The sequence below is a fragment of the Pseudocitrobacter faecalis genome (assembly GCF_965231525.1).
GTDB classification, from domain to species: Bacteria; Pseudomonadota; Gammaproteobacteria; order Enterobacterales; family Enterobacteriaceae; genus Pseudocitrobacter; species Pseudocitrobacter faecalis.
In genome coordinates this window covers 4,160,428-4,183,133 of the sequence record NZ_CBDDNJ010000002.1, presented here as the reverse complement: position 1 = coordinate 4,183,133, position 22,706 = coordinate 4,160,428, and the positions used below count along the sequence as shown (strand labels likewise).

General features: G+C 54.8%; 17 protein-coding genes, 1 pseudogene and 1 riboswitch. Of the genes and pseudogenes, 9 read left to right on the top strand and 9 right to left on the bottom strand.

The features are described 5' to 3' along the window. Positions 1-47: 47 nt before the first annotated feature. Entirely contained in the window at positions 48-872 is an 825-nt protein-coding gene (iclR, locus tag ACOXYR_RS20255) for a glyoxylate bypass operon transcriptional repressor IclR (protein WP_147251897.1), read from the bottom strand. 202 nt (positions 873-1,074) lie between these two features. On the opposite strand from iclR, the gene metH reads away from it, so the two are divergent. Next, on the top strand, positions 1,075-4,758 hold the full coding sequence (gene metH, locus ACOXYR_RS20250; protein WP_108475978.1) for a methionine synthase: 3,684 nt from the start codon (positions 1,075-1,077) through the stop codon (positions 4,756-4,758). Between the two features lie 240 nt (positions 4,759-4,998). Continuing rightward, positions 4,999-6,630, top strand: coding sequence for a Na/Pi cotransporter family protein (locus ACOXYR_RS20245; protein WP_108475980.1), 1,632 nt, complete (start codon positions 4,999-5,001; stop codon positions 6,628-6,630). 44 nt (positions 6,631-6,674) lie between these two features. On the opposite strand, the gene pepE is transcribed toward ACOXYR_RS20245, so the two are convergent. Together pepE and ACOXYR_RS20235 are read right to left on the bottom strand one after the other, a co-directional pair. Then, positions 6,675-7,364 (bottom strand): dipeptidase PepE, encoded by a 690-nt coding sequence (gene pepE, locus ACOXYR_RS20240; protein WP_350436854.1) that lies wholly within the window; start codon positions 7,362-7,364, stop codon positions 6,675-6,677. Between the two features lie 370 nt (positions 7,365-7,734). After that, positions 7,735-7,839, bottom strand: a pseudogene (locus tag ACOXYR_RS20235) (sugar-binding transcriptional regulator); the annotation flags it as partial. A 348-nt stretch (positions 7,840-8,187) separates the two neighbouring features. On the opposite strand from ACOXYR_RS20235, the gene rluF reads away from it, so the two are divergent. Then, positions 8,188-9,060: a 23S rRNA pseudouridine(2604) synthase RluF gene (gene rluF / locus ACOXYR_RS20230; protein WP_421356471.1), complete on the top strand. Its 873-nt coding sequence runs from the start codon at positions 8,188-8,190 to the stop codon at positions 9,058-9,060. Here the strand turns inward: rluF and ACOXYR_RS20225 are convergent, their stop codons facing one another. The 3 genes from ACOXYR_RS20225 to lysC all read right to left on the bottom strand — a co-directional run bounded on the left by ACOXYR_RS20225 (position 9,061) and on the right by lysC (position 11,818). Beyond that, positions 9,061-9,333: a YjbD family protein gene (locus tag ACOXYR_RS20225; RefSeq protein ID WP_108475990.1), complete on the bottom strand. Its 273-nt coding sequence runs from the start codon at positions 9,331-9,333 to the stop codon at positions 9,061-9,063. Positions 9,334-9,431: 98 nt separating this feature from the next. Continuing rightward, entirely contained in the window at positions 9,432-10,373 is a 942-nt protein-coding gene (gene panS, locus ACOXYR_RS20220) for a ketopantoate/pantoate/pantothenate transporter PanS (RefSeq protein ID WP_108475993.1), read from the bottom strand. A 95-nt stretch (positions 10,374-10,468) separates the two neighbouring features. Next, positions 10,469-11,818 carry a lysine-sensitive aspartokinase 3 gene (lysC, locus tag ACOXYR_RS20215; RefSeq protein ID WP_421356472.1) on the bottom strand — a complete coding sequence of 450 codons (1,350 nt, stop codon included), beginning with the start codon at positions 11,816-11,818 and terminating at the stop codon, positions 10,469-10,471. Positions 11,819-11,903: 85 nt separating this feature from the next. After that, positions 11,904-12,098, bottom strand: a riboswitch (Lysine riboswitch). Between the two features lie 234 nt (positions 12,099-12,332). Between lysC and pgi the strand changes: the two genes are divergently transcribed. The 6 genes from pgi to psiE all read left to right on the top strand — a co-directional run bounded on the left by pgi (position 12,333) and on the right by psiE (position 18,817). Further along, positions 12,333-13,982 (top strand): glucose-6-phosphate isomerase, encoded by a 1,650-nt coding sequence (gene pgi / locus ACOXYR_RS20210; protein WP_015966346.1) that lies wholly within the window; start codon positions 12,333-12,335, stop codon positions 13,980-13,982. A 451-nt stretch (positions 13,983-14,433) separates the two neighbouring features. Then, a complete protein-coding gene (gene yjbE / locus ACOXYR_RS20205) occupies positions 14,434-14,676 on the top strand; it encodes an exopolysaccharide production protein YjbE (protein ID WP_015966345.1) in 243 nt (80 codons plus the stop codon). 62 nt (positions 14,677-14,738) lie between these two features. Beyond that, the gene (locus tag ACOXYR_RS20200; RefSeq protein ID WP_195826303.1) at positions 14,739-15,377 is read left to right on the top strand and encodes a YjbF family lipoprotein; all 639 of its coding nucleotides are present in this window, start codon (positions 14,739-14,741) and stop codon (positions 15,375-15,377) included. After that, complete coding sequence (locus ACOXYR_RS20195) at positions 15,374-16,111, top strand: capsule biosynthesis GfcC family protein (RefSeq protein ID WP_421356473.1); 738 nt, start codon at positions 15,374-15,376, stop codon at positions 16,109-16,111. Before ACOXYR_RS20200 ends, ACOXYR_RS20195 begins: the two co-directional genes overlap by 4 nt. Next, positions 16,111-18,207: a YjbH domain-containing protein gene (locus ACOXYR_RS20190; RefSeq protein ID WP_421356474.1), complete on the top strand. Its 2,097-nt coding sequence runs from the start codon at positions 16,111-16,113 to the stop codon at positions 18,205-18,207. Before ACOXYR_RS20195 ends, ACOXYR_RS20190 begins: the two co-directional genes overlap by 1 nt. 199 nt (positions 18,208-18,406) lie before the next feature. Further along, on the top strand, positions 18,407-18,817 hold the full coding sequence (gene psiE / locus ACOXYR_RS20185; protein ID WP_015966341.1) for a phosphate-starvation-inducible protein PsiE: 411 nt from the start codon (positions 18,407-18,409) through the stop codon (positions 18,815-18,817). Between the two features lie 116 nt (positions 18,818-18,933). On the opposite strand, the gene malG is transcribed toward psiE, so the two are convergent. The 3 genes from malG to malE form a co-directional block, all read right to left on the bottom strand. Next, positions 18,934-19,824, bottom strand: coding sequence for a maltose ABC transporter permease MalG (gene malG / locus ACOXYR_RS20180; RefSeq protein WP_108475999.1), 891 nt, complete (start codon positions 19,822-19,824; stop codon positions 18,934-18,936). 14 nt (positions 19,825-19,838) lie between these two features. Beyond that, entirely contained in the window at positions 19,839-21,383 is a 1,545-nt protein-coding gene (gene malF / locus ACOXYR_RS20175; RefSeq protein ID WP_113859020.1) for a maltose ABC transporter permease MalF, read from the bottom strand. Positions 21,384-21,507: 124 nt separating this feature from the next. Then, complete coding sequence (gene malE, locus ACOXYR_RS20170) at positions 21,508-22,698, bottom strand: maltose/maltodextrin ABC transporter substrate-binding protein MalE (RefSeq protein WP_108476001.1); 1,191 nt, start codon at positions 22,696-22,698, stop codon at positions 21,508-21,510. Positions 22,699-22,706: the final 8 nt, after the last annotated feature.

Here is a 22,706-nt window from a genome sequence, read left to right as displayed (position 1 = left end):
ACTATATCAGCAATCTGCAATGCCCCATCAGCGATGGGGTATGTATGTTATCGAATCCCACCATACGCCAGCGTCACTTCCTTCGCCGCCTTGATCACCATTGCGCCAAACTCGGTTACCCGGTCGTCGGTAATGCGTGATATCGGCCCGGATATGGAGATTGCCGCAAACGGCTCGCGGTGCTCGTCATAAATGCAGGACGCCACGCAGCGCAGCCCCAGCGCGTGCTCTTCATCATCAAACGAATACCCACGCTTGCGCGTTTGGGCGAGGTCTTCTTTCAGATGTACTGGCGACACCAGCGTCGCATGGGTATAGGCGTGCAGCCCTTTACGGTGCAATAAGCTGGTAACTTGCTCTTCGCTCAGTTGCGATAAAAATGCTTTACCCGCACCGGAGGCGTGCATTGGCAGTTTGCCGCCAATGGGTGCAGACATGCGCATTAACTGCGTGCACTGGACCTGGTCGATAATAATGGCCTGATGGTCGCTTTGATCCAGCACCGCCAGGTTGACCGTCTCGCCGGAGTCTTCCATCAGTTTACGCAGGATAGGGTGGACAATCGCCAGCAAATTACGGCTCTGCAAAAAGCTGCTACCGACGATAAATGCATGCGCGCCCACCGCCCAGTGCCCCAGCTCGCCCACCTGACGGACGAAACCCTGCTGTTGCATGGTGGTCAGCAAACGGTGAGTGGTGGAATTGGGCAGCCCGGCCTGTTGGGCGAGTTCGGTCAGCGCGACGCTACCGTTTGATTCGGCGATCCATTCCAGTAATTTCAGCCCGCGCGTTAAAGACTGAACCTGGCCACTCGGTGGAGCGGCGGCTGCGGCGGGTTTTCTTCCGCGCTTTGCGGGAACGGTGGCAACCATAGCGAACTCCTGTTTCTGTATCGTGGAAATCATTTTCGTTTTATTTGATTATAATGCAATCGCCAGAGTTACTGATCCGATGAGTCATGGTGAACTTGTCTCATGTAGCGCGTTGTTCTCTTTTCCACCATCAGGGTTTATGCCAGTATGGTCTATTGCCGTTTTTTTATCTGGGTTTGGTTGAGCGTGGTCGGGAGTGCGTGTGAGCAGCAAAGTTGAACAATTACGTCAGCAGTTAAATGATCGAATTCTGGTTCTGGACGGGGGCATGGGCACCATGATCCAGAGCTATCGCCTGAGCGAAGCGGATTTTCGCGGCGCACGTTTTGCCGACTGGCCATGCGACCTCAAAGGCAACAATGACCTGCTGGTGTTGAGCAAGCCGGAGGTGATCTCCGCCATCCATGATGCCTACTTCGCAGCGGGCGCGGATATCATTGAAACCAACACCTTTAACTCCACGACCATCGCCATGGCGGATTACCAGATGGAATCCCTGTCGGCAGAAATCAACTTCGCAGCGGCCAAACTGGCGCGCGCCTGCGCTGATGAGTGGAGCGCACGCACGCCGGAAAAACCGCGCTACGTGGCCGGTGTTCTTGGCCCCACCAACCGCACGGCGTCCATCTCTCCAGACGTCAACGACCCGGCATTCCGCAATATCACTTTCGATGGGCTGGTGGTTGCCTACCGGGAATCGACGAAAGCGCTGGTGGAAGGCGGCGCAGACCTGATTCTGATTGAAACTGTCTTCGACACCCTCAACGCCAAGGCCGCAATTTTTGCGGTAAAAGAAGAGTTTGAAGCCCTGGGCGTTGACCTGCCAATCATGATCTCCGGCACCATCACTGATGCTTCCGGGCGTACGCTCTCCGGGCAAACGACGGAAGCGTTTTATAACTCCCTGCGTCATGCTGAAGCCCTGACCTTTGGCCTGAACTGTGCGCTGGGGCCGGATGAACTGCGCCAGTACGTACAGGAACTGTCGCGTATTGCGGAATGCTACGTCACCGCGCACCCGAACGCCGGGCTGCCGAACGCCTTTGGTGAATACGATCTTGATGCCGACACGATGGCAAAACAGATTCGCGAATGGGCGGAAGCGGGCTTCCTCAATATTGTCGGCGGTTGCTGCGGCACCACGCCAGAGCACATTGCTGCGATGAGCCGCGCCGTTGCCGGGCTGCCACCGCGCAAGCTGCCTGAACTGCCCGTCGCCTGCCGCTTGTCTGGCCTGGAGCCGCTAAATATTGGCGACGACAGCTTGTTTGTGAACGTCGGTGAACGCACCAACGTCACCGGTTCCGCTAAGTTCAAACGCCTGATTAAAGAAGAAAAATACAGCGAAGCGCTGGATGTGGCGCGTCAGCAGGTGGAAAGCGGCGCACAGATCATTGATATCAACATGGATGAGGGGATGCTTGATGCCGAAGCGGCGATGGTGCGTTTCCTCAACCTGATTGCCGGCGAGCCGGATATCGCTCGCGTACCGATTATGATCGACTCCTCGAAATGGGAGGTCATTGAAAAAGGCCTGAAATGTATTCAGGGCAAAGGCATTGTTAACTCTATCTCGATGAAAGAGGGCGTGGACACCTTCATTCACCACGCCAAACTGCTGCGTCGCTACGGCGCGGCGGTGGTGGTAATGGCCTTTGATGAACAAGGTCAGGCCGACACCCGCGCACGTAAAATCGAGATTTGCCGCCGGGCGTACAAAATTCTCACCGAGGAGGTCGGATTCCCGCCGGAAGATATCATCTTCGACCCGAACATCTTCGCGGTGGCGACCGGGATTGAAGAGCACAATAACTATGCGCAGGACTTTATCGGCGCCTGTGAAGATATTAAACGCGAGCTGCCGCATGCATTGATTTCTGGCGGTGTCTCTAACGTCTCGTTCTCGTTCCGTGGCAATGACCCGGTGCGTGAAGCTATCCACGCGGTATTCCTCTACTACGCCATCCGCAACGGCATGGATATGGGGATTGTGAACGCCGGCCAACTGGCAATTTACGACGACTTGCCGGCTGAACTGCGCGACGCGGTGGAGGATGTGATCCTCAACCGTCGCGACGATGGCACTGAGCGTTTGCTGGATCTTGCCGAGAAATATCGCGGCAGCAAAACCGACGACACGGCCAATGCCCAGCAGGCCGAGTGGCGTTCGTGGGACGTCAATAAACGCCTTGAATACTCGCTGGTGAAAGGCATCACGGAATTTATCGAGCTGGATACAGAAGAAGCGCGTCAGCAGGCCGCTCGCCCGATTGAAGTGATTGAAGGCCCGTTAATGGACGGCATGAATGTGGTCGGCGATCTCTTTGGCGAGGGCAAAATGTTCCTGCCGCAGGTGGTGAAATCGGCGCGCGTCATGAAACAAGCGGTGGCGTATCTCGAACCATACATTGAAGCCAGCAAAGAGAAAGGCTCCAGCAACGGTAAGATGGTGATCGCGACCGTAAAAGGTGACGTTCATGATATCGGCAAAAATATCGTCGGCGTGGTGTTGCAGTGCAACAACTACGAAATCATCGACCTGGGCGTGATGGTGCCCGCCGACAAAATTCTGAAAACCGCCAAAGAAGTGAATGCGGACCTGATTGGCCTCTCCGGCTTAATCACCCCGTCGCTCGACGAAATGGTTAACGTGGCGAAAGAGATGGAGCGTCAGGGCTTCACCATTCCACTGCTGATTGGCGGTGCGACGACCTCAAAAGCGCACACGGCGGTGAAAATCGAGCAGAACTACAGCGGCCCGACGGTGTATGTGCAGAACGCCTCGCGCACCGTTGGCGTGGTTGCGGCGCTGCTTTCCGACACCCAACGTGACGACTTCGTCGCCCGCACGCGTAAAGAGTACGAGACCGTGCGTATCCAGCACGGGCGTAAGAAACCGCGTACGCCGCCGGTGACCTTGCAGGCCGCGCGTGAAAACGATCTGGCATTTGACTGGGCGAGCTATACGCCGCCGGTCGCTCATCGGCTCGGCGTACAGGAAGTGGAAGCCAGTATCGAAACGCTGCGCAACTACATCGACTGGACACCGTTCTTTATGACCTGGTCGCTTGCCGGGAAATATCCGCGCATTCTTGAAGACGAAGTCGTTGGCGAAGAGGCGCAGCGCCTGTTTAAAGATGCTAATGAGTTACTCGACAAACTGAGCGCCGAAAAAACGCTGAATCCGCGCGGTGTGGTCGGCTTGTTCCCGGCAAACCGTGTGGGCGACGATATCGAAATCTACCGTGACGAAACGCGTACGCACGTGCTCACCGTCAGCCGTCATTTACGTCAGCAGACCGAGAAAGTGGGCTTTGCGAACTACTGTCTTTCCGACTTTGTCGCACCAAAACTGAGTGGTAAAGAAGACTATATCGGCGCATTCGCCGTGACCGGTGGGCTGGAAGAAGATGCGCTGGCGGATGCTTTCGAAGCGCAGCACGATGATTACAATAAAATCATGGTGAAAGCGATTGCGGATCGCCTGGCGGAAGCCTTTGCCGAATATCTTCATGAGCGCGTGCGTAAAGTTTACTGGGGTTATGCGCCAAACGAGAACCTCAGCAACGAAGAACTGATCCGCGAAAACTACCAGGGCATTCGCCCGGCGCCCGGCTATCCTGCTTGCCCGGAACACACGGAGAAGGGCACCATCTGGAAACTGCTGGACGTCGAAAAACACACCGGCATGAAGCTGACGGAATCGTTCGCCATGTGGCCGGGTGCTTCGGTTTCCGGCTGGTATTTCAGCCACCCGGACAGCAAGTACTACGCGGTCGCGCAAATTCAGCGTGACCAGGTGGAAGATTACGCCCGCCGCAAAGGAATGAGTGTAGAGGAAGTCGAACGCTGGCTGGCGCCGAATCTGGGGTACGACGCGGATTAACGTCACTTTTCCTTACAACAAACAAGGCGCTCAATGAGCGCCTTGTCTCTTTATTGTGCGTAAACCCTTATACTTAAGGAAGGCTCTGCCGATTTTGCCCGGTGGCGCTGCGCTTGCCGGGCCTACACGGTTCGCAGCCGGATTCACGGCTTGCCTGTAGGCCGGATAAGCGCAGCGCCATCCGGCAGAACCGCGCAGATAGCCTCAGGAAAACAATAACGATAAGGAGAACCCCATTCTGTGTTAACGCTGTTACACCTGCTTTCCGCTGTCGCCCTGCTGGTTTGGGGCACCCACATTGTCCGCACGGGCGTGATGCGCGTCTTCGGCGCGCGCCTGCGTACCGTCCTCAGCCGCAGTGTTGAAAAGAAACCGCTCGCCTTCTGCGCGGGCATTGGCGTTACTGCGCTGGTACAGAGCAGTAACGCCACGACCATGCTGGTGACCTCTTTCGTCGCCCAGGACCTGGTCGCCCTGACGCCCGCTCTGGTGATTGTGTTGGGGGCCGACGTGGGGACCGCGCTGATGGCGCGTATCCTCACCTTCGATCTATCCTGGTTATCGCCGCTGCTGATTTTTATTGGCGTCATTTTTTTCCTTGGCCGCAAACAGTCTCGTGCCGGGCAACTGGGGCGTGTCGGGATTGGCCTCGGCCTGATTTTGCTGGCGCTGGAACTCATCGTCCAGGCCGTCACGCCGATCACCCAGGCCAACGGCGTACAGGTGATTTTTGCCTCGCTCACCGGCGACATCATGCTGGATGCTTTGATTGGTGCGATGTTCGCCATCATCAGTTATTCGAGCCTGGCCGCCGTGCTGCTGACTGCCACGCTGACTACGGCGGGGATTATTTCCTTCCCGGTGGCGCTGTGCCTGGTGATTGGCGCTAACCTTGGTTCCGGATTGCTGGCGATGCTTAATAACAGTGCCGCCAACGCTGCCGCTCGCCGCGTGGCGCTGGGCAGTTTACTGTTCAAGCTGGTGGGCAGTTTGATAATCCTGCCATTCGTCCGCGTTCTGGCGGATACGCTGCACAAACTGCCGCTGCCGGAATCGGAACTGGTTATCTATTTCCACGTCTTCTACAACCTGATTCGCTGCGTGGTGATGATCCCCTTCGCCGAGCCGATGGCGCGTTTCTGCAAACGGATGATCCGCGATGAACCTGAACTGGATGCACGCCTGAAGCCAAAGCATCTCGATACCACTGCACTCGACACGCCAACGCTGGCGTTGGCCAATGCCGCGCGTGAAGCGCTGCGTATCGGTGATGCGATGGAATTAATGCTGGAAGGGCTGAAAAAGGTGATGCACGGCGAGCCGCGTGAAGAGAAAGAGCTGCGCAAGCTGGCCGACGACATCAACGTGCTTTATACCGCCATCAAGCTCTATCTGGCACGCATGCCGAAGGATGAACTGGCGGAAGAGGAATCCCGACGCTGGGCGGAAATCATCGAGATGTCACTCAACCTGGAGCAGGCATCAGATATCGTGGAACGTATGGGCAGTGAGATTGCCGATAAATCACTGGCAGCCCGCCGCGCGTTCTCGGTGGAAGGGCTGAAAGAGCTGGATGCGCTTTACGACCAACTGCTGAGCAATCTGCAACTGGCTATGTCGGTGTTCTTCTCCGGTGACATCACCAGCGCCCGCCGCCTGCGTCGCAGTAAGCACCGTTTCCGCATACTGAATCGCCGTTACTCGCACGCGCACGTCGATCGTCTGCACCAGCAGAACGTACAGAGTATTGAAACCAGCTCGCTGCACCTTGGGCTTCTGGGCGATATGCAGCGTCTCAACTCGCTATTTTGTTCAGTGGCTTACAGCGTGCTGGAGCAGCCGGACGAAGACGACGAGCGGGATGATTATTAGTGCGTTTTGATGCCGGATACGGGCAGCGCATCCGGCAAAGGTCTTTACAGGTGGTGTCCTGCTTCCAGCGGCACCGCCTCTTCCCCGGCTTTAAACAGATAGTTGGTATTTGGCCCGCCAAGCGTCGCCACTTCACCGCTTACCTGAATCCAGTTACCCTCCGGCAAACCAATCACCGTCAGTTCCGGCGCGGCAACCAGCAGTTCGCGGATGCGCTGTTCGCGCGTTTCACCCTGGTGCCCTTCCGGCAGTGCATTGGTGAAGTGCGGGTTAATTTGCAGCGGGAACAGCCCCAGCGCATCAAATCCTTGCGGATCGACAATCGGCATATCATTGGTGGTACGAATCGTTGGGCAGGCCAGGTTCGAGCCTGCGCTCCAGCCGATGTAGAGCGCGCCGCGCTTCACCACATCAACAATCGGTGCCAGCAGCCCGCGTTCGCGGCTCTCTTTCAGTAACTGGAAGGTATTCCCGCCGCCGACAATCACCAGGTCCGCATTTTCAATGGCCGAAATCGGATCAGCAGCACGATGAATACCGACGACCGACACGCCCATCGGCTCAAACACCGCCGCCGTTTTTGCCGTGTAGGCGTCCCATGTTTGCGTCACGCCCGCGAAGGGAATAAAGACCGCCGAACGGCGACCGTTCAGCGCGCCACGAATCAGCGGTAGCGCATGTTCCAGCCAGGCTTTACCCGGCAGCGTCGAGTTACTTAACAGCAGCAGTTCCATTTTTTCTCCAGACAATCAGGGAATTAAGGGGATTGATAACTATGCTATCACGGCAGGTGATAAGACTCGCAGACGGGGTTCACGGAGTTCAGGAAGAAGCGTGCAAGTTGCAGGGTAATCTGTCAGCAGTGTTAATCGAAGCGCTGCTGGAGCCATTTCGCGATTTTCAACGTGCGCTTTATTCATGCCGGATGCGGCGTGAACGCCTTATCCGGCCTACAAACGCGTGCAAATTCAATATAGTGAAGGAACTCGTAGGCCTGATAAGCGTAGCGCATCAGGCGATGTTGCGTATGTCATCAGTCTGAGCGCCAGTTAAGGCGCTCCTGCCGCTCACCCCTCTCGCGCAAATCTTGCCGCTTCAGTTGTTGCGATAAATTCCCAGCTCGCGGGCGATTTGCGCCTGAGTCATATCCTGCTCGTAATAGAGTTGGGCAATCTTCACAATCAAACGGATATCGTCACTGTTTTCCATCGCCGCCTCCTGATTTTGCACATTTGTGCAAATATGCTTTTTAACCGCTTGATCTGATATAACCCCATCACGCTGGCCTTTAAAAGCGATTTTTCACTCTTTACTCGGGCTGAAATGGCGCTTTCTCTTGCACATTTGTTTCTGTTCGTCGCGGTCATCAGCACAGGTGTGCAGGTATTCGTAATAGATTGATTATCTTGATTTTGACCATGCAAAATTGCAGCGGGTTTGTGGCGACACTTTTGTGATAAAAGGTGTGGTAGATCACATTTAATTTCGACGTTGCTGCATAACCCTGTTTTTCCTCGCTAAGAGGTAAGGTATATTCCGCGTTTTAGAGGAGAACCTATGCTGCCCGACTCATCCATCCGTTTAAATAAATACATCAGCGAAAGCGGAATTTGCTCTCGACGCGAAGCCGATCGCTATATCGAACAAGGTAACGTTTTCCTGAACGGTAAACGCGCCACCATTGGCGATCAGGTGAAGCCTGGCGACGTTGTAAAAGTAAACGGTCAGTTGATTGAGCCACGCGAGGCAGAAGATCTGGTGCTGATCGCGCTGAATAAACCTGTGGGCATTGTCAGCACGACAGAAGATAGCGAGCGCGATAACATCGTCGATTTCGTCAACCACAGCAAGCGCGTCTTCCCGATTGGCCGCCTGGATAAAGATTCTCAGGGGCTGATTTTCCTCACCAACCACGGCGATCTGGTCAATAAGATCCTGCGTGCCGGGAACGATCACGAAAAAGAGTATCTGGTCACGGTGGATAAACCGGTGACGGATGAGTTCGTGAACGGTATGGCGGCAGGCGTACCGATTCTTGGCACGGTGACGAAGAAGTGCAAAGTAAAAAAAGAAGCACCGTTTGTGTTTCGCATCACGCTGGTACAGGGGTTGAATCGTCAGATTCGTCGCATGTGTGAGCACTTTGGCTACGAAGTGAAGAAGCTGGAACGTACGCGCATTATGAACGTCAGCCTGAGCGGTATCCCACTCGGTGAATGGCGTGATTTAACCGATGATGAATTGATTGATCTGTTTAAGCTGATTGAAAACTCTTCCTCAGAAGCGAAGCCAAAAGCAAAGGCCAAACCGAAAACGGCGGGTATCAAACGTCCGGTGGTGAAGATAGAAAAAACGGCTGAAAAAGCGAGCCGCCCGGCGTCCAACGGTAAGCGTTTTACCTCGCCGGGGCGTAAAAAAAAGGGGCGTTAATCAGCGCCTGCCGCGCGTTGGCGTATTCGCCGACCAGGAAAATGATGCTTCCGCATCCGGTTTATAAGCCTGCTTTTTCTTCAACTGGCGGGCTTTCTTCGCTTCAGCTTCGCGCTCAACCATCAGCTTATCGATATATTCCTTTTTGACGCTGTTCGTTTCAGCATTGGTCAACACGCGGCCATGTGCGATACGCGCACGGTCAAGCAGCGTTTTCAGTTCACGCTGCTCGCGTTCGGTCATCTCTTTTTGGGTAATGCGGGGGAGTGCCATGGTGGTGCCCTCAGTTGGCCAGAGGCTCCAGTGTACGGGAATACCCATCGGGCGGATAGCGTTGCTTGCCGGGCAATATTATATTGCCCGGCATGTAATCATCCCTCTTTCACCGCATCCCGAGCCTTCTCATCAAGCGGCTTCCCGGACCAGTAACCCGCCAGCAGCGAGCCGGAAAGATTGTGCCACACGGAGAACAGGGCGCCGGGCAGCGCCGCGAGCGGGCCGAAGTAGATTTTACCCAGAGCAGCCGCGAGGCCGGAGTTTTGCATCCCCACTTCAATGGCCAGCGTGCGACAGGTGGACTCATCAAAGCCAAACAGTTTCCCACCCCAGTAGCCGCCGAGCAGGCCAATCGTGTTATGCAGAATAACGGCGATAATCACCACAAAACCGACCGATGCAATGTGCGAAGCTGAACCGGCCACCACGGCGCTGATAATTGCCAGAATACACACCATTGAAAACGCAGGAAGAAAAGGCTCTACGGCTTTCACCACCCGTGGGAAGAGATGATGCACAATCAGCCCCAGGCCAATAGGGATCACCACAATTTGCAGAATGCTCAGCAGCATGCCCATCACGTCGACCTGAATATGCGCATCGACGTACAGACGGGTGAGTAATGGCGTGGCAATCACCCCAACCAGCGTAGAAACAGAGGAAATGGTGACTGATAGCGCGACGTCGCCTTTCGCCAGGTAAATCATCACGTTGGATGCAGTACCGCTCGCCACGCTGCCAACCAGCACCATGCCAGCAGAGAGTTCCGGCGGCATCTTAAACAGCAGCGCCAGCAGCCACGCGGCGAGAGGCATCACCAGATAGTGCAGGAAAATCCCCGCCGCAACCGGTGCCGGGCGTGAAAGTACGCGTTTAAAGTCGTCCACTTTGAGATGTACACCCATGCCGAACATAATCAGCATTAGCAAAGTGGGAACCCACGGGCCGATGGCGGTAAAGGTGGGAGGCGTGTAATAAGCGATAACGGAGAGCAGCAGCGCCCATAACGGGAACAGCCGGGTCAGAACAGCGAGCATGGTGTATTCCTTGCGATAGTGTTGTGTTTGCGTTTTTTATAAAAATGGCCGGGATCGAGCCCGGCCAGAGGTATTGTTTATCGCGTGGAAGGATATTATTCAAACAAATTATGATGCAGTTTCTGCACAACCTGTTCGGCTTCGCTACCGGGTACCAGGAAGCACAGGTTATGGCTGGAAGCACCGTAGCAAATCATGCGGATATTGAACGGTTCCATCACGCCGAACACCTCTTTACCTACGCCGCAGGCTTTAGAGAGGTCGTTACCAATCAGCGCGACCAGCGCGAGATTCTCTTCCACTTCGACGCGGCACAGTTCGGAAAGCTCCATCAGCAGCGACTGCGTCAGTAAGGTATCGCCGGTGGAGGTTGAACCAGTGGTATCCAGCGTTAACGCCACGCTCACTTCCGAGGTGGTGATCAAATCCACCGAAATATTATGACGCGCCAGAATGCCGAAAACTTCCGCCAGGAAACCGCGCGAGTGCAGCATATTGAGGCTATGCAGGGTCACCAGCGTTTGTTTACGACGCAGAGCCAATGCGCGGAACAGCGGCGGGTTTTGGGTTTTATTGCACACCAGCGTGCCGCCCGCTTTCGGATCTTTGCTTGAGCCAACAAACACCGGGATATCGCTGCGCACGGCAGGCAGCAGCGTGGCAGGGTGTAACACTTTCGCGCCGAAGGTCGCCATTTCGGCGGCTTCTTCAAAAGCGATTTCATCAATGCGTTTTGCCGTCGGGACAACGCGCGGGTCGGTGGTATAGATGCCCGGCACATCCGTCCAGATATCGACACGGGTTGCGTGCAGCGCTTCACCCAGCAGTGCCGCAGTGTAGTCGCTGCCGCCACGCCCCAGTGTGGTGGTGCGGCCTTTGGCTTCGCTGCCGATAAAGCCCTGCGTGATGACCATACCTTCAGCAAGACGCGGGGCCAGTTGCTGGGTTGCCAGCTCGGCCAGCGCCGCAACGTCCGGTTCGGCACGGCCAAAGCGGTCGCTCGTGCGCATCACTTTACGCACGTCAAACCACTGCGCCTGCACATCGCGCTGGCGCAGCACTTCAACGAACAGCAAGGTCGACATCAGCTCGCCGTGGCTGACCAGTTCATCAGTCAGCGCGGTTGAGGTGGCCAGAGAAGCCGCTTCCGCAAGCGTGGTGATATTTTCCAGCAGGCGTTCCACTTCTTCACGAATGACGTTTGGGTTCGCCAGGCGCTCCAGAATCGAGAACTGTATTTTGCGAATAGCATCCAGTTTGGCGAAGCGTTCGGTGGCTTCCAGCCCTTCGGCCAGCGCAACCAGCAGGTTGGTCACGCCTGCGGAGGCGGAGAGCACCACTAAACGAACATTAGGGTCAGAGAGAACCACGTCCGCGCTGCGGTTCATGGCATCAAAATCGGCTACGCTGGTGCCGCCAAATTTGGCGACGACAAAATCTGTCATTGTGTACTGCCTCGTGTCAGGGGTTCCTTTTTTCAGCCTTGGCACAAGGGAAGAGCGGTATACAGGGGGACGCAGAAACTACGATTTCCCCAGAAGTGCTCCACCTTGCGAAACGCCGGACTGCCAACGTTTCTGGTGACAACCCAGGGGATTCAGCCCCTGTAGCCGATAGCGAACGTGACCAGGCGTTCAGCCACCTCGGCGTTGCTCCCCCTCACGTATCTTTCGCGGACTGGCTCCTGAAATACGATTACCTGGGCAACGCGCCTCTTCTGGCCTGCGCCATGCGCAGGTAGTGCCTTTATAAATAAAGGCTTAAGCCACCCCTGTCAACGATGGGGTTATGCGGATTTTTCATGCAAAAAGGGGTGTCAGAAAAATCGCTTATGACAGCTATACTTTTTGCGTCTTCATGCCTTGTTTGTTGCCTGTAACACTAAAACGATCACAAATTTTTGTAACAGGCGCTACAATCGAGGGCAGTAACGATTCTCAAATCAGAAGGGTATTGCTAATGAAAAATATCAACCCAACGCAGACCGCTGCGTGGCAGGCACTACAGAAACACTTCGATGAAATGAAAGATGTCACTATTGCCGAGCTGTTTGCCAAAGATAGCGACCGTTTCAGCAAGTTTTCCGCTACGTTTGACGATCTGATGCTGGTGGATTTCTCTAAAAACCGCATCACGGAAGAAACCCTGAGCAAACTGCAGGATCTGGCGAAAGAGACCGATCTGAGCGGCGCGATTAAGTCGATGTTCTCCGGTGAGAAGATTAACCGTACCGAAGATCGCGCCGTGCTGCACGTGGCGCTGCGTAACCGCAGCAATACCCCGATTATCGTTGACGGCAAAGACGTGATGCCGGAAGTGAATGCCGTGCTGGATAAAATGAAAGGCTTCTCTGAAGCCATCATCTCCGGTAGCTGGAAAGGGTATACCGGTAAAGCGATCACTGATGTGGTCAACATCGGTATCGGTGGTTCTGACCTCGGCCCGTTCATGGTGACCGAAGCACTGCGTCCGTACAAAAATCATCTGAATATGCACTTTGTGTCTAACGTCGATGGTACTCACATCGCGGAAGTGCTGAAAACCGTTAACCCGGAAACCACGCTGTTCCTGGTGGCGTCCAAAACCTTCACCACGCAAGAAACCATGACCAACGCCCACAGCGCGCGCGACTGGTTCCTGGAAACCGCGGGCGATCAAAAACACGTGGCGAAACACTTCGCAGCGCTCTCCACCAACGCTAAAGCGGTGGGTGAATTTGGTATTGATACCGCCAACATGTTCGAATTCTGGGACTGGGTCGGTGGACGTTACTCGCTGTGGTCAGCTATCGGTCTGTCTATTATTCTCTCCGTGGGCTTCGACAACTTTGTTGAACTGCTCTCCGGCGCACACGCGATGGACAAACACTTCTCCACCACACCTGCGGAGAAAAACCTGCCGGTTCTGCTGGCGCTGATCGGCATCTGGTACAACAACTTCTTCGGCGCGGAAACTGAAGCGATTCTGCCGTATGACCAGTATATGCACCGTTTCGCGGCATACTTCCAGCAGGGCAACATGGAGTCCAATGGTAAGTATGTTGACCGCAACGGCAATAAAGTGGCGCATCAAACTGGCCCAATCATCTGGGGCGAGCCGGGTACCAACGGTCAGCATGCGTTCTATCAGCTGATTCACCAGGGCACCAAAATGGTTCCTTGTGACTTCATCGCACCGGCGATTACCCACAACCCACTTTCCGATCACCATCAGAAACTGCTGTCTAACTTCTTCGCTCAGACCGAAGCGCTGGCATTCGGCAAATCTCGCGAAGTGGTTGAACAGGAATATCGCGATCAGGGTAAAGATCCGGCTACGCTGGAACACGTTGTGCCGTTCAAAGTGTTCGAAGGCAACCGCCCGACCAACTCCATCCTGCTGCGCGAAATCACGCCGTTCAGCCTGGGCGCGTTGATTGCGCTGTATGAGCACAAAATCTTTACTCAGGGCGCTATCCTGAACATCTTCACCTTCGATCAGTGGGGCGTTGAGCTGGGTAAACAGCTGGCAAACCGTATTCTGCCGGAACTGAAAGATGGTAGCGAAATTAGCAGCCACGACAGCTCTACCAACGGCCTGATTAACCGTTATAAATCCTGGCGTGCATAAGTCGTCTTAATCTGAAAATGCCGGCGTAATAGCCGGCATTTTTTTATCGGATAAATCTCCTTGTCCGTGATCTCAGCTGAAAATTACCGATGAGCATATTCCTAAAACATAAATAGACCTGAATTAAATAAGGTCTTATTTTAGGAAAATACGTAGGTTGATAATAACAAGGTTTATCATAACTTTATGATTTAACGTGATTTATAACCAATAAATAATACTTATTTTTTTATTTTTTCTCATTTTCTTAAAATCTGAGCCCCTCTTCCCTTAACGCTAATTCCCGGTATTGAGTTGTGTATACTCGATGACGCCTGAATATTTCAGGTATACCCGCTTATTTTCAGGTTGTATGTGCGTGAGCCACGCATGTATTACATGCTGACTTTCATTCTGCAACCCGGAATTCCCAGGGTATGTACCTCCATTTATTCAATGAAGGGAAATTGTTATGAAGAAAATCCTCTATGGCATTTTTGCCATATCTGCGTTTGCGGCGGCATCCGCGTCAGCGGCACCGGTGGAAACCGGTGATGCGGCGGGCTCTGCGGCGACGTCTGTCTCCGCGGGGAGTTCTACCGCGACCAGCGCCAGCACCGTGAGTTCTGCGGTGGGTGTCGCGCTGGCAGCGACAGGTGGCGGTGATGGCTCCAATACCGGAACCACGACCACCACAACAACCAGTACCCAGTAATACGGGTGCGTTTACCCATAACCACACTTCGGTGTGGTTATTTTGCCCCTCGGAGAAACGTCGTGAAGCGACTTGCCATTATCACTCTTTGCCTGCTGCTTCAGGCGTGTTCATCCAGCACAAAAGGGCTGGGAAAATCGTTATGGGATAGCCTGTTCGGCACGCCCGGCGTGCAACTCACCGCGGACGATATCCAGAATATGCCCTATGCCAGCCAGTACATTCAGCTTAATAACGGCCCGCAGATTTTTGTGGCGCTGGCTTACTCGGAAAACGGTCAGCACAAGTGGGTCACCCAGGATCAGGCCACGCTGGTCACGCAGCATGGTCGTATCGTCAAAACGCAACTGGCGGGCGATAACCTGCTGGATGTCAATAACCTCGCCAGCGATCCGCTAGCCAAACCTAATCAGGTGGTGGATGGCGCAAGCTGGACGCGCACGATGGGCTGGACTGAACATCGCCAGGTGCGCTACGCCACCGCGCATTCCACCTTCCAATGGGGCGAGCGCGAAACGCTGACGTTAGCCGGCAGCGAGACATCGGTTCGCGTGCTTGAGGAAACGGTGACCACCGAACAAACGACCTGGCGCAACCGCTTTTGGATAGATGACGAAGGCCAGATTCGACAATCAGAACAATACCTTGGGGCGGGCTATTTCCCGGTGAAAACGACCCTGATCAAGGCCGCAAAACAATGAAAAAAATCACGTTAGTTGCAGGACTTTTTTGTGCCATGACGGGTGGCGCATTCGCAGCAGGCACCGTAGATGTTCATCGTGAAGGTGAGGCAAAAATGCTCACGTTGACCAATGCTGAACATCTGGCGGATCTCGTCGCACAGCCGCGCCTCGCCGGAAGCTGGTGGCGCGGCGCGGTGATTGCCGAACAGCAGGCGACCACGGTTGCTGAAAAACAACATCAGGCATTGCTCACCGCGTTAAGCCGCGCGGCGATGGAGTCGAGTGGAAGCGATGCCGCCGCCATTAACGCCTTACGCCAGCAGCTTCAGGCTATCAACGTCACGGGGCGGCAGTTTGTCTCTTTGGACCCGGATGAAGTTCGCATAGGCGAAGGGAAAAATCCTCCGCTTCAGGGGAAATACAGCCTGTGGGTGGGCAATGAACCCTCGACAATTACGCTTTTCGGTTTGATCAATCGCCCCGGCAAAGTGGCGTTTACGCCCGGGCGCGATGTCGCCAGCTACCTCAAAGAGGTTGATCGCCTGAGCGGCGGCGAGCGCAGCTACGCGTGGGTAATTTACCCCGATGGCCGCACGCTGAAAGCGCCTATCGCCTACTGGAACCGACGTCATATTGAGCCGATGCCCGGCAGCATCGTGTTTGTTGGCTTTGCCGATTCACTGTGGACGAAGAAATACGATGAACTCAACGTCGCTATTCTTCGCTCCCTGTCGCAGCGGATACCTGATTAATGAAGAAAAAATACCTCTACAGCCTGCTTGCGTTGGGCGTTAGCGCCGCATGCCATGCCGAAACGTATCCGGCACCCGTTGGCCCTTCGCAGTCTGATTTCGGCGGCGTCGGCCTGCTGCAAACGCCTACCGCGCGAATGGCGCGGGAAGGGGAAATCAGCCTTAACTATCGCGATAACGATCAATATCGCTACTACTCTGCTTCTGTGCAGCTTTTTCCCTGGCTGGAAACTACGCTACGTTATACCGACGTGCGCACCAAACAATACAGCAGCGTTGACGCGTTCTCGGGCGATCAAACCTATAAAGATAAAGCCTTCGACCTGAAGCTGCGCCTGTGGGAAGAGAGCTACTGGATGCCGCAGGTGTCGGTTGGTGCGCGTGATATCGGCGGTACCGGGCTGTTTGACTCGGAGTACATCGTTGCCAACAAAGCCTGGGGGCCATTCGACTTCTCGCTGGGGCTTGGCTGGGGTTATCTCGGCACCAGCGGCAACGCGACCAACCCGTTCTGCTCCTACAGCGATAAATATTGCCACCGCGATAACAGCTACCGCGAAGCGGGCTCGATGGACAGCAGCCAGATGTTTCGCGGCCCGGCGTCGTTTTTTGGCGGGGTAGAATATCAAACGCCCTGGCAGCCGCTGCGCTTGAAACTTGAGTATGAAGGTAATAACTATCAGCAGGATTTCGCCGGAAAACTGGACCAGAAAAGCAAGTTTAACGTCGGCGCTATTTATCGGGTTGCGGATTGGGCCGACGTTAACCTGAGCTACGAGCGCGGGAATACGGTGATGTTCGGCTTCACTCTGCGCACCAACTTCAACGACCTGCGTCCGTCCTATAACGACAACGCGCGACCGACATATCGTCCGCAGCCGCAGGACGCGATTCTGCAACATTCGGTGGTCGCGAATCAGCTTACCCTGCTGAAATATAACGCCGGATTTGCCGATCCAAAGATTCAAACTAAAGGCGATACGCTCTACGTCACCGGTGAGCAGGTAAAATATCGCGACTCGCGCGAAGGCATTGAGCGCGCCAACCGCATTATCATGAACGATCTGCCGGAGGGCATTCGCACTATCCGCATCACCGAAAATCGCCTCAACATGCCGCAGGTGACCACGGAAACTAACGTCGCCAGCCTGCAGCGTCACCTGGAGGGTGAACCGCTCGGCCATGAAACGCCGCTGGAGCAGAAACGTGTCACGCCGATTGTGCCGGAAACCACCGAGCAGGGCTGGTATATCGACAAATCGAGCTTCGATTTCCATATCGATCCGGTACTGAGTCAGTCGGTCGGCGGGCCGGAAAGTTTCTACATGTATCAGTTGGGCGTGATGGGCACGGCGGACTGGTGGGTGACCGACCACCTGCTGACCAGCGGCAGCCTGTTTGCCAACATCGCCAACAACTACGATAAGTTTAACTACACCAATCCGCCGAGCGACTCAAAACTGCCGCGCGTGCGTACCCACGTGCGTGAATATGTTGAGAATAACGTCTATGTGAATAACCTGCAGGCCAACTATTTCCAGTATCTGGGGAATAATTTCTACGGCCAGGTTTATGGTGGTTACCTGGAAACCATGTTCGGGGGCGCAGGTGTTGAAGCGCTTTATCGCCCGGTAGACAGCAACTGGGCGGTGGGTATCGACGCCAACTATGTGAAACAGCGTGACTGGCGCAGCGCGCAGGACATGATGAAATTCACCGACTACAGCGTGAAGACCGGGCATCTCACCGCCTACTGGACGCCGCCGTTTGCCCAGGACGTGCTGGTGAAAGCCAGCGTCGGTCAGTATCTGGCGGGCGATAAGGGCGGCACGCTCGACATCTCTAAACACTTCGACAGCGGCGTCGTGGTCGGGGGCTACGCCACCATTACCAACGTTTCCGGCGATGAGTATGGGGAAGGGGAGTTCACCAAAGGCGTGTATGTCTCGGTGCCGTTGGATCTCTTCTCCTCCGGCGCGACGCGCAGCCGTGCCGCGGTGAACTGGGTACCGTTAACCCGCGATGGCGGCCAGAAGCTGGGGCGCAAGTTTGATTTGTATGGGATTACCAGTGATAAGAGTATGAATTTCCGGTAATTGTGCGGTCTGTGTGCCGGATGGCGGCGGAAATGCCTTATCCGGCCTACGGGGATTTGAAGGTGCGATGCAACGTTTTGACGCGTTCTGTAGGCCGGATAAGACGGAGCCGCATCCGGCATTGCTCATGTAAAAAATGTAGATCCAGATCACATTTTTGCGTTATACAAGAGACTCAGCCTGCACAGGAGATGCCACCATGACATCACTCCCCCGTCCACGTGTCGAGTTTATCTCGACGATCTTACAGACTGTTCTCAACCTTGGGCTACTCTGCCTTGGCATGATACTGGTCATCTTTCTCGGCAAAGAGACGCTGCACTTAGCCGATGTGCTTTTTGCACCTGAGCGCACCAGCAAATACGAGCTGGTGGAAGGTCTGGTGGTTTATTTCCTCTATTTCGAATTTATCGCACTGATCGTGAAGTACTTTCAGTCCGGTTTTCACTTTCCGTTGCGCTACTTTATCTATATCGGGATCACCGCGATTGTGCGTTTGATCATCGTCGATCACACCTCGCCGCTCGACGTGTTGATCTACTCCGGGGCGATCCTGTTGCTGGTGATCACGCTTTGGTTGTGTAATTCCAAACGTCTGAAACGCGAATAAGCCTAATGGGATAAGCTCAAAAAAAATGGCGCTCCGAAGAGCGCCAAACAACAGTCACAAGTTAAATCGAGGATTGCAGTGGCTTTTCCCGTTTCCGGGAGGGTAGAACGAGGGTATTAACCTTTCACACCGCCTGCCGTCAGGCCATTGACAAGCCAGCGCTGCGCCAGCAGGAACACGACGGTAATTGGTATGGCGGAGAGTACGGCTGCCGCAGCAAAGTCACCCCACAGGTAGTTTTGCGGGTTAAGATATTGCTGCATACCAACCGCCAGGGTGTAGCTGTCCACATCACGCAGCAGCAGTGACGCGACCGGAACTTCGGTGATGGCAGCGATAAACGACAGAATAAATACCACCGCCAGAATCGGTACGGAGAGCGGCAGCAGTACCAGGCGGAAGGCCTGCCACGGTGTTGCGCCATCCAGCGCCGCTGCTTCTTCCAGCGAGCTATCGATGGTTTCGAAGTAGCCTTTAATCGTCCAGACGTGCAGTGCAATACCGCCTAAGTAAGCGAAGATTACGCCGCCGTGGGTGTTCAGACCGATAAACGGAATGTACTGGCCGAGACGGTCAAACAACGCGTACAACGCCACCAGAGAGAGCACTGCCGGGAACATCTGGAAAATCAGCATCCCTTTCAGCAGGGTCGCTTTACCCGGGAAACGCATACGGGCGAAGGCGTAAGCACAGGTTGTGGAAAGGGTGACGATGCCAATCGCGGTGATGCCCGCAATTTTTACCGAGTTCCACAACCACAGCAGAACCGGGAAGGGTGGCGGGGTGACGCGGCCATCAGCGTGTTCTACGCTAAAGCCCAGCGCCAGCCGCCAGTGCTCCCAGGAGATTTTTTCCGGGATCAGGCTCCCGGTGGCGAAGTTACCTTCGCGCAGTGAAATTGCGATAACCATCAGCAGCGGAAACATGATTGCCGCGATGAAGATCAGGAGTAACAGGTGCGTGGTGAATAAACGCAGTTTCTGAGATTTCGGTTGTACCATAGCCATTGTCGTTATCTCCCTTAATCAAACTTCATTCGCGTGGCTTTCAGGTTCACAATCGCCAGCGCACCCACCAACAGGAAGATAAGCGTAGCAATCGCCGCCGCGAGGCCGAAGTCCTGCCCACCGCCGCCTTCGAACGCGATACGGTAGGTATAGCTCACCAGCAGGTCGGTATAACCGGCAGGCGTCGTGGTGCCGAGTCGGTCCGGGCCGCCGTTAGTCAACAGTTGAATCAGAACGAAGTTGTTAAAGTTAAAGGCGAAGCTTGCGATCATCAGCGGCGTCAGCGGCTTAATCAGCAGCGGCAGCGTAATCTTGAAGAAGTTCTGGAACGGGCCTGCGCCATCCATTGCCGAGGCTTCATACAGGTCGTCCGGAATGGCTTTCAGCAGGCCCATGCACAGGATCATCATGTAGGGGTAACCAAGCCAGGTGTTAACGATGATAATCATCGAACGTGCGGTGGTTGGGTCGCTGAACCAGGCCGGTTTGATCCCGAACAGGGCGCTCAGCATCATGTTGATTTCACCAAAGCTCTGGTTGAACAAGCCCTTGAAAATCAGAATCGAGATAAAGGAAGGCACGGCGTAGGGCAGAATCAGCAGCACGCGGTAAATCGCTTTGCCTTTCAGGGCTTCCCACTGCACCAGGCACGCCAGTACCATGCCGACGGCAACGGTCAGGATGACGGTCAGTACGGAGAAGACAATCGTCCAGATGAAAATCGCGAAGAACGGCTTCTGAATCCCTTCGTCGGTGAAGACGCGGGTGAAGTTATCCCAGCCGATGGTCACGGTGTAGCCTGGGCTCAGTTTTTCGCCGGTCAGGTTCCCCGCCGCATCCACAGCCTGATAAAAGCCGGCATCGTTGTTTGGCAGGTACTTCACGCCGGTTTGGTTGTTGGTCAGCTCGTCGTTGGCACCCAGCGTGTACAGCGCGCGGGTACCGGAGAACTGACGCAGCGAACTCATCACCACTTTGCTTTCGTCTGGCAGAACAGCCGTTAACTGGTTCAGCGCCTGACGATTTTGGGTGATCACGCGCAGCGCCGCACGCTCGCCTTCCGGCAGGGCGTCAGTCTCTTTCAGTGTAATTTTTTGCTCGCCGCCAAATTTAAAGGCGTCGGAGAGGTAATTCTTGCCACTTTCACCGTCAGTCAGTGCCAGTTGCCACTCATCACCTGCCGGGAAAAGCGTGAAGTTGTAAGACTTACCCGCCTGATAAGAGCGGTCCATCAGCACCTGCTGTGCACGTTCAAAGGTGAGCTGGTTGGTGCTGCTGTAGTTGGTGAAGGCGATGGCGATGGTACAAATCAGGGGGAACAGAACGAACAGTCCCATCCCGGCCATGCCCGGATAAACATAGCGCCAGGCGTAGGTTTTACGGTTGGCGAAAATATAGAGGCCAGCTGAGCTTAAAATCAGCGTCATGATGGCGAACAGGTACTCCCCTTGTGCGTACATTAAAACTACAAGGTAACCCACCAGCAGGCCCAGCAGACCGATCGCTGACCACTTCAGCGCGTCACTTTGCCACCAATGTTTCTTTTTAATGACATCCATGGGGATCTTCCTCTACAACGATTGATCTTTTCTCCCTCTCCTGGGGGAGAGGGCCGGGGTGAGGGCGAACTTTTAACACAACCCTCACCCTAACCCTCTCCCTGAGGGAGAGGGGATAAAAGCATTACTTAGTGATACGGCCCTGCGCGTCTTTCAGTGCAGCATCGACAGTCTGACGACCGCTTGCGGCGTTGATGACTGCGGTGCGAACGGCATACCAGAAGGCGGACATCTGCGGGATGTTCGGCATGATTTCGCCTTTCTGGGCGTTATCCATGGTGGCCGCGATGCGTGGATCTTTCGCCAGCTCATCCTGGAAGGATTTCAGCGCGACGGCGCCCAGCGGTTTGTCCTTGTTCACTTCATCCAGACCCTGATCGGTCAGCAGGTAGTTTTCGAGGAACTCTTTCGCCAGCTCTTTGTTCGGGCTTGCGGCGTTGATACCGGCACTCAGCACACCGACGAACGGTTTAGACGGCTTGCCTTTAAAGGTCGGCAGCAGCGTTACGCCATAGTTGACCTTGCTCTTATCGATGTTGGACCATGCCCACGGGCCGTTGATGGTCATCGCGGTATCGCCTTTGTTAAAGGCCGCTTCAGCGATGGAGTAATCGGTATCCGCGTTCATGTGTTTGTTTTTAATCAGGTCAACCAGGAAAGTCAGACCCGCTTTCGCGCCAGCGCTATCTACGCCGACATCTTTCACGTCATATTTGCCGTTTTCAAACTTGAACGCATAACCACCGTCAGCAGCAATCAGCGGCCAGGTGAAGTACGGTTCTTGCAGGTTGAACATCAGGGCGCTCTTACCTTTCGCCTTCAGCTCTTTATCCAGCGCAGGAATTTCTTCCCAGGTTTTCGGCGGGTTCGGTACGAGGTCTTTGTTGTAGATCAGGGAGAGCGCTTCAACCGCAATCGGGTACGCGATCAGTTTGCCGTTATAGCGAACAGCGTCCCAGGTGAACGGATAGAGTTTGTCCTGGAAGGCTTTGTCCGGGCTGATTTCAGCCAGCAGGCCAGACTGTGCGTAGCCGCCGAAACGGTCATGCGCCCAGAAGATGATGTCCGGGCCGTCACCGGTTGCCGCAACCTGCGGGAATTTTTCTTCCAGTTTATCCGGGTGTTCAACGGTGACTTTAATGCCAGTGTCTTTCTCGAATTTCTTACCTACCTCGGCGAGACCGTTATAGCCTTTATCGCCGTTGATCCAGATAACCAGTTTTCCTTCTTCGATTTTCGCGAGGGCTGAGGCGGAAAACATCATCGTGGTCAGAGCAGACAGCGCGAGGATGCGAGCGCCAGTTTTAATTTTCATATATCCCG

What these genes read in the sequence shown, in the direction of transcription:
- pepE (WP_350436854.1), bottom strand. Translation starts at nt 7,364, where the DNA reads ATGGAACTGCTGCTGTTAAGTAACTCGACGCTGCCGGGTAAAGCCTGG.
- malF (WP_113859020.1), bottom strand. Translation starts at nt 21,383, where the DNA reads ATGGATGTCATTAAAAAGAAACATTGGTGGCAAAGTGACGCGCTGAAG.
- iclR (WP_147251897.1), bottom strand. Translation starts at nt 872, where the DNA reads ATGGTTGCCACCGTTCCCGCAAAGCGCGGAAGAAAACCCGCCGCAGCC.
- psiE (WP_015966341.1), top strand. Translation starts at nt 18,407, where the DNA reads ATGACATCACTCCCCCGTCCACGTGTCGAGTTTATCTCGACGATCTTA.
- rluF (WP_421356471.1), top strand. Translation starts at nt 8,188, where the DNA reads ATGCTGCCCGACTCATCCATCCGTTTAAATAAATACATCAGCGAAAGC.
- ACOXYR_RS20190 (WP_421356474.1), top strand. Translation starts at nt 16,111, where the DNA reads ATGAAGAAAAAATACCTCTACAGCCTGCTTGCGTTGGGCGTTAGCGCC.
- malE (WP_108476001.1), bottom strand. Translation starts at nt 22,698, where the DNA reads ATGAAAATTAAAACTGGCGCTCGCATCCTCGCGCTGTCTGCTCTGACC.
- malG (WP_108475999.1), bottom strand. Translation starts at nt 19,824, where the DNA reads ATGGCTATGGTACAACCGAAATCTCAGAAACTGCGTTTATTCACCACG.
- lysC (WP_421356472.1), bottom strand. Translation starts at nt 11,818, where the DNA reads ATGACAGATTTTGTCGTCGCCAAATTTGGCGGCACCAGCGTAGCCGAT.
- ACOXYR_RS20225 (WP_108475990.1), bottom strand. Translation starts at nt 9,333, where the DNA reads ATGGCACTCCCCCGCATTACCCAAAAAGAGATGACCGAACGCGAGCAG.
- pgi (WP_015966346.1), top strand. Translation starts at nt 12,333, where the DNA reads ATGAAAAATATCAACCCAACGCAGACCGCTGCGTGGCAGGCACTACAG.
- yjbE (WP_015966345.1), top strand. Translation starts at nt 14,434, where the DNA reads ATGAAGAAAATCCTCTATGGCATTTTTGCCATATCTGCGTTTGCGGCG.
- ACOXYR_RS20195 (WP_421356473.1), top strand. Translation starts at nt 15,374, where the DNA reads ATGAAAAAAATCACGTTAGTTGCAGGACTTTTTTGTGCCATGACGGGT.
- panS (WP_108475993.1), bottom strand. Translation starts at nt 10,373, where the DNA reads ATGCTCGCTGTTCTGACCCGGCTGTTCCCGTTATGGGCGCTGCTGCTC.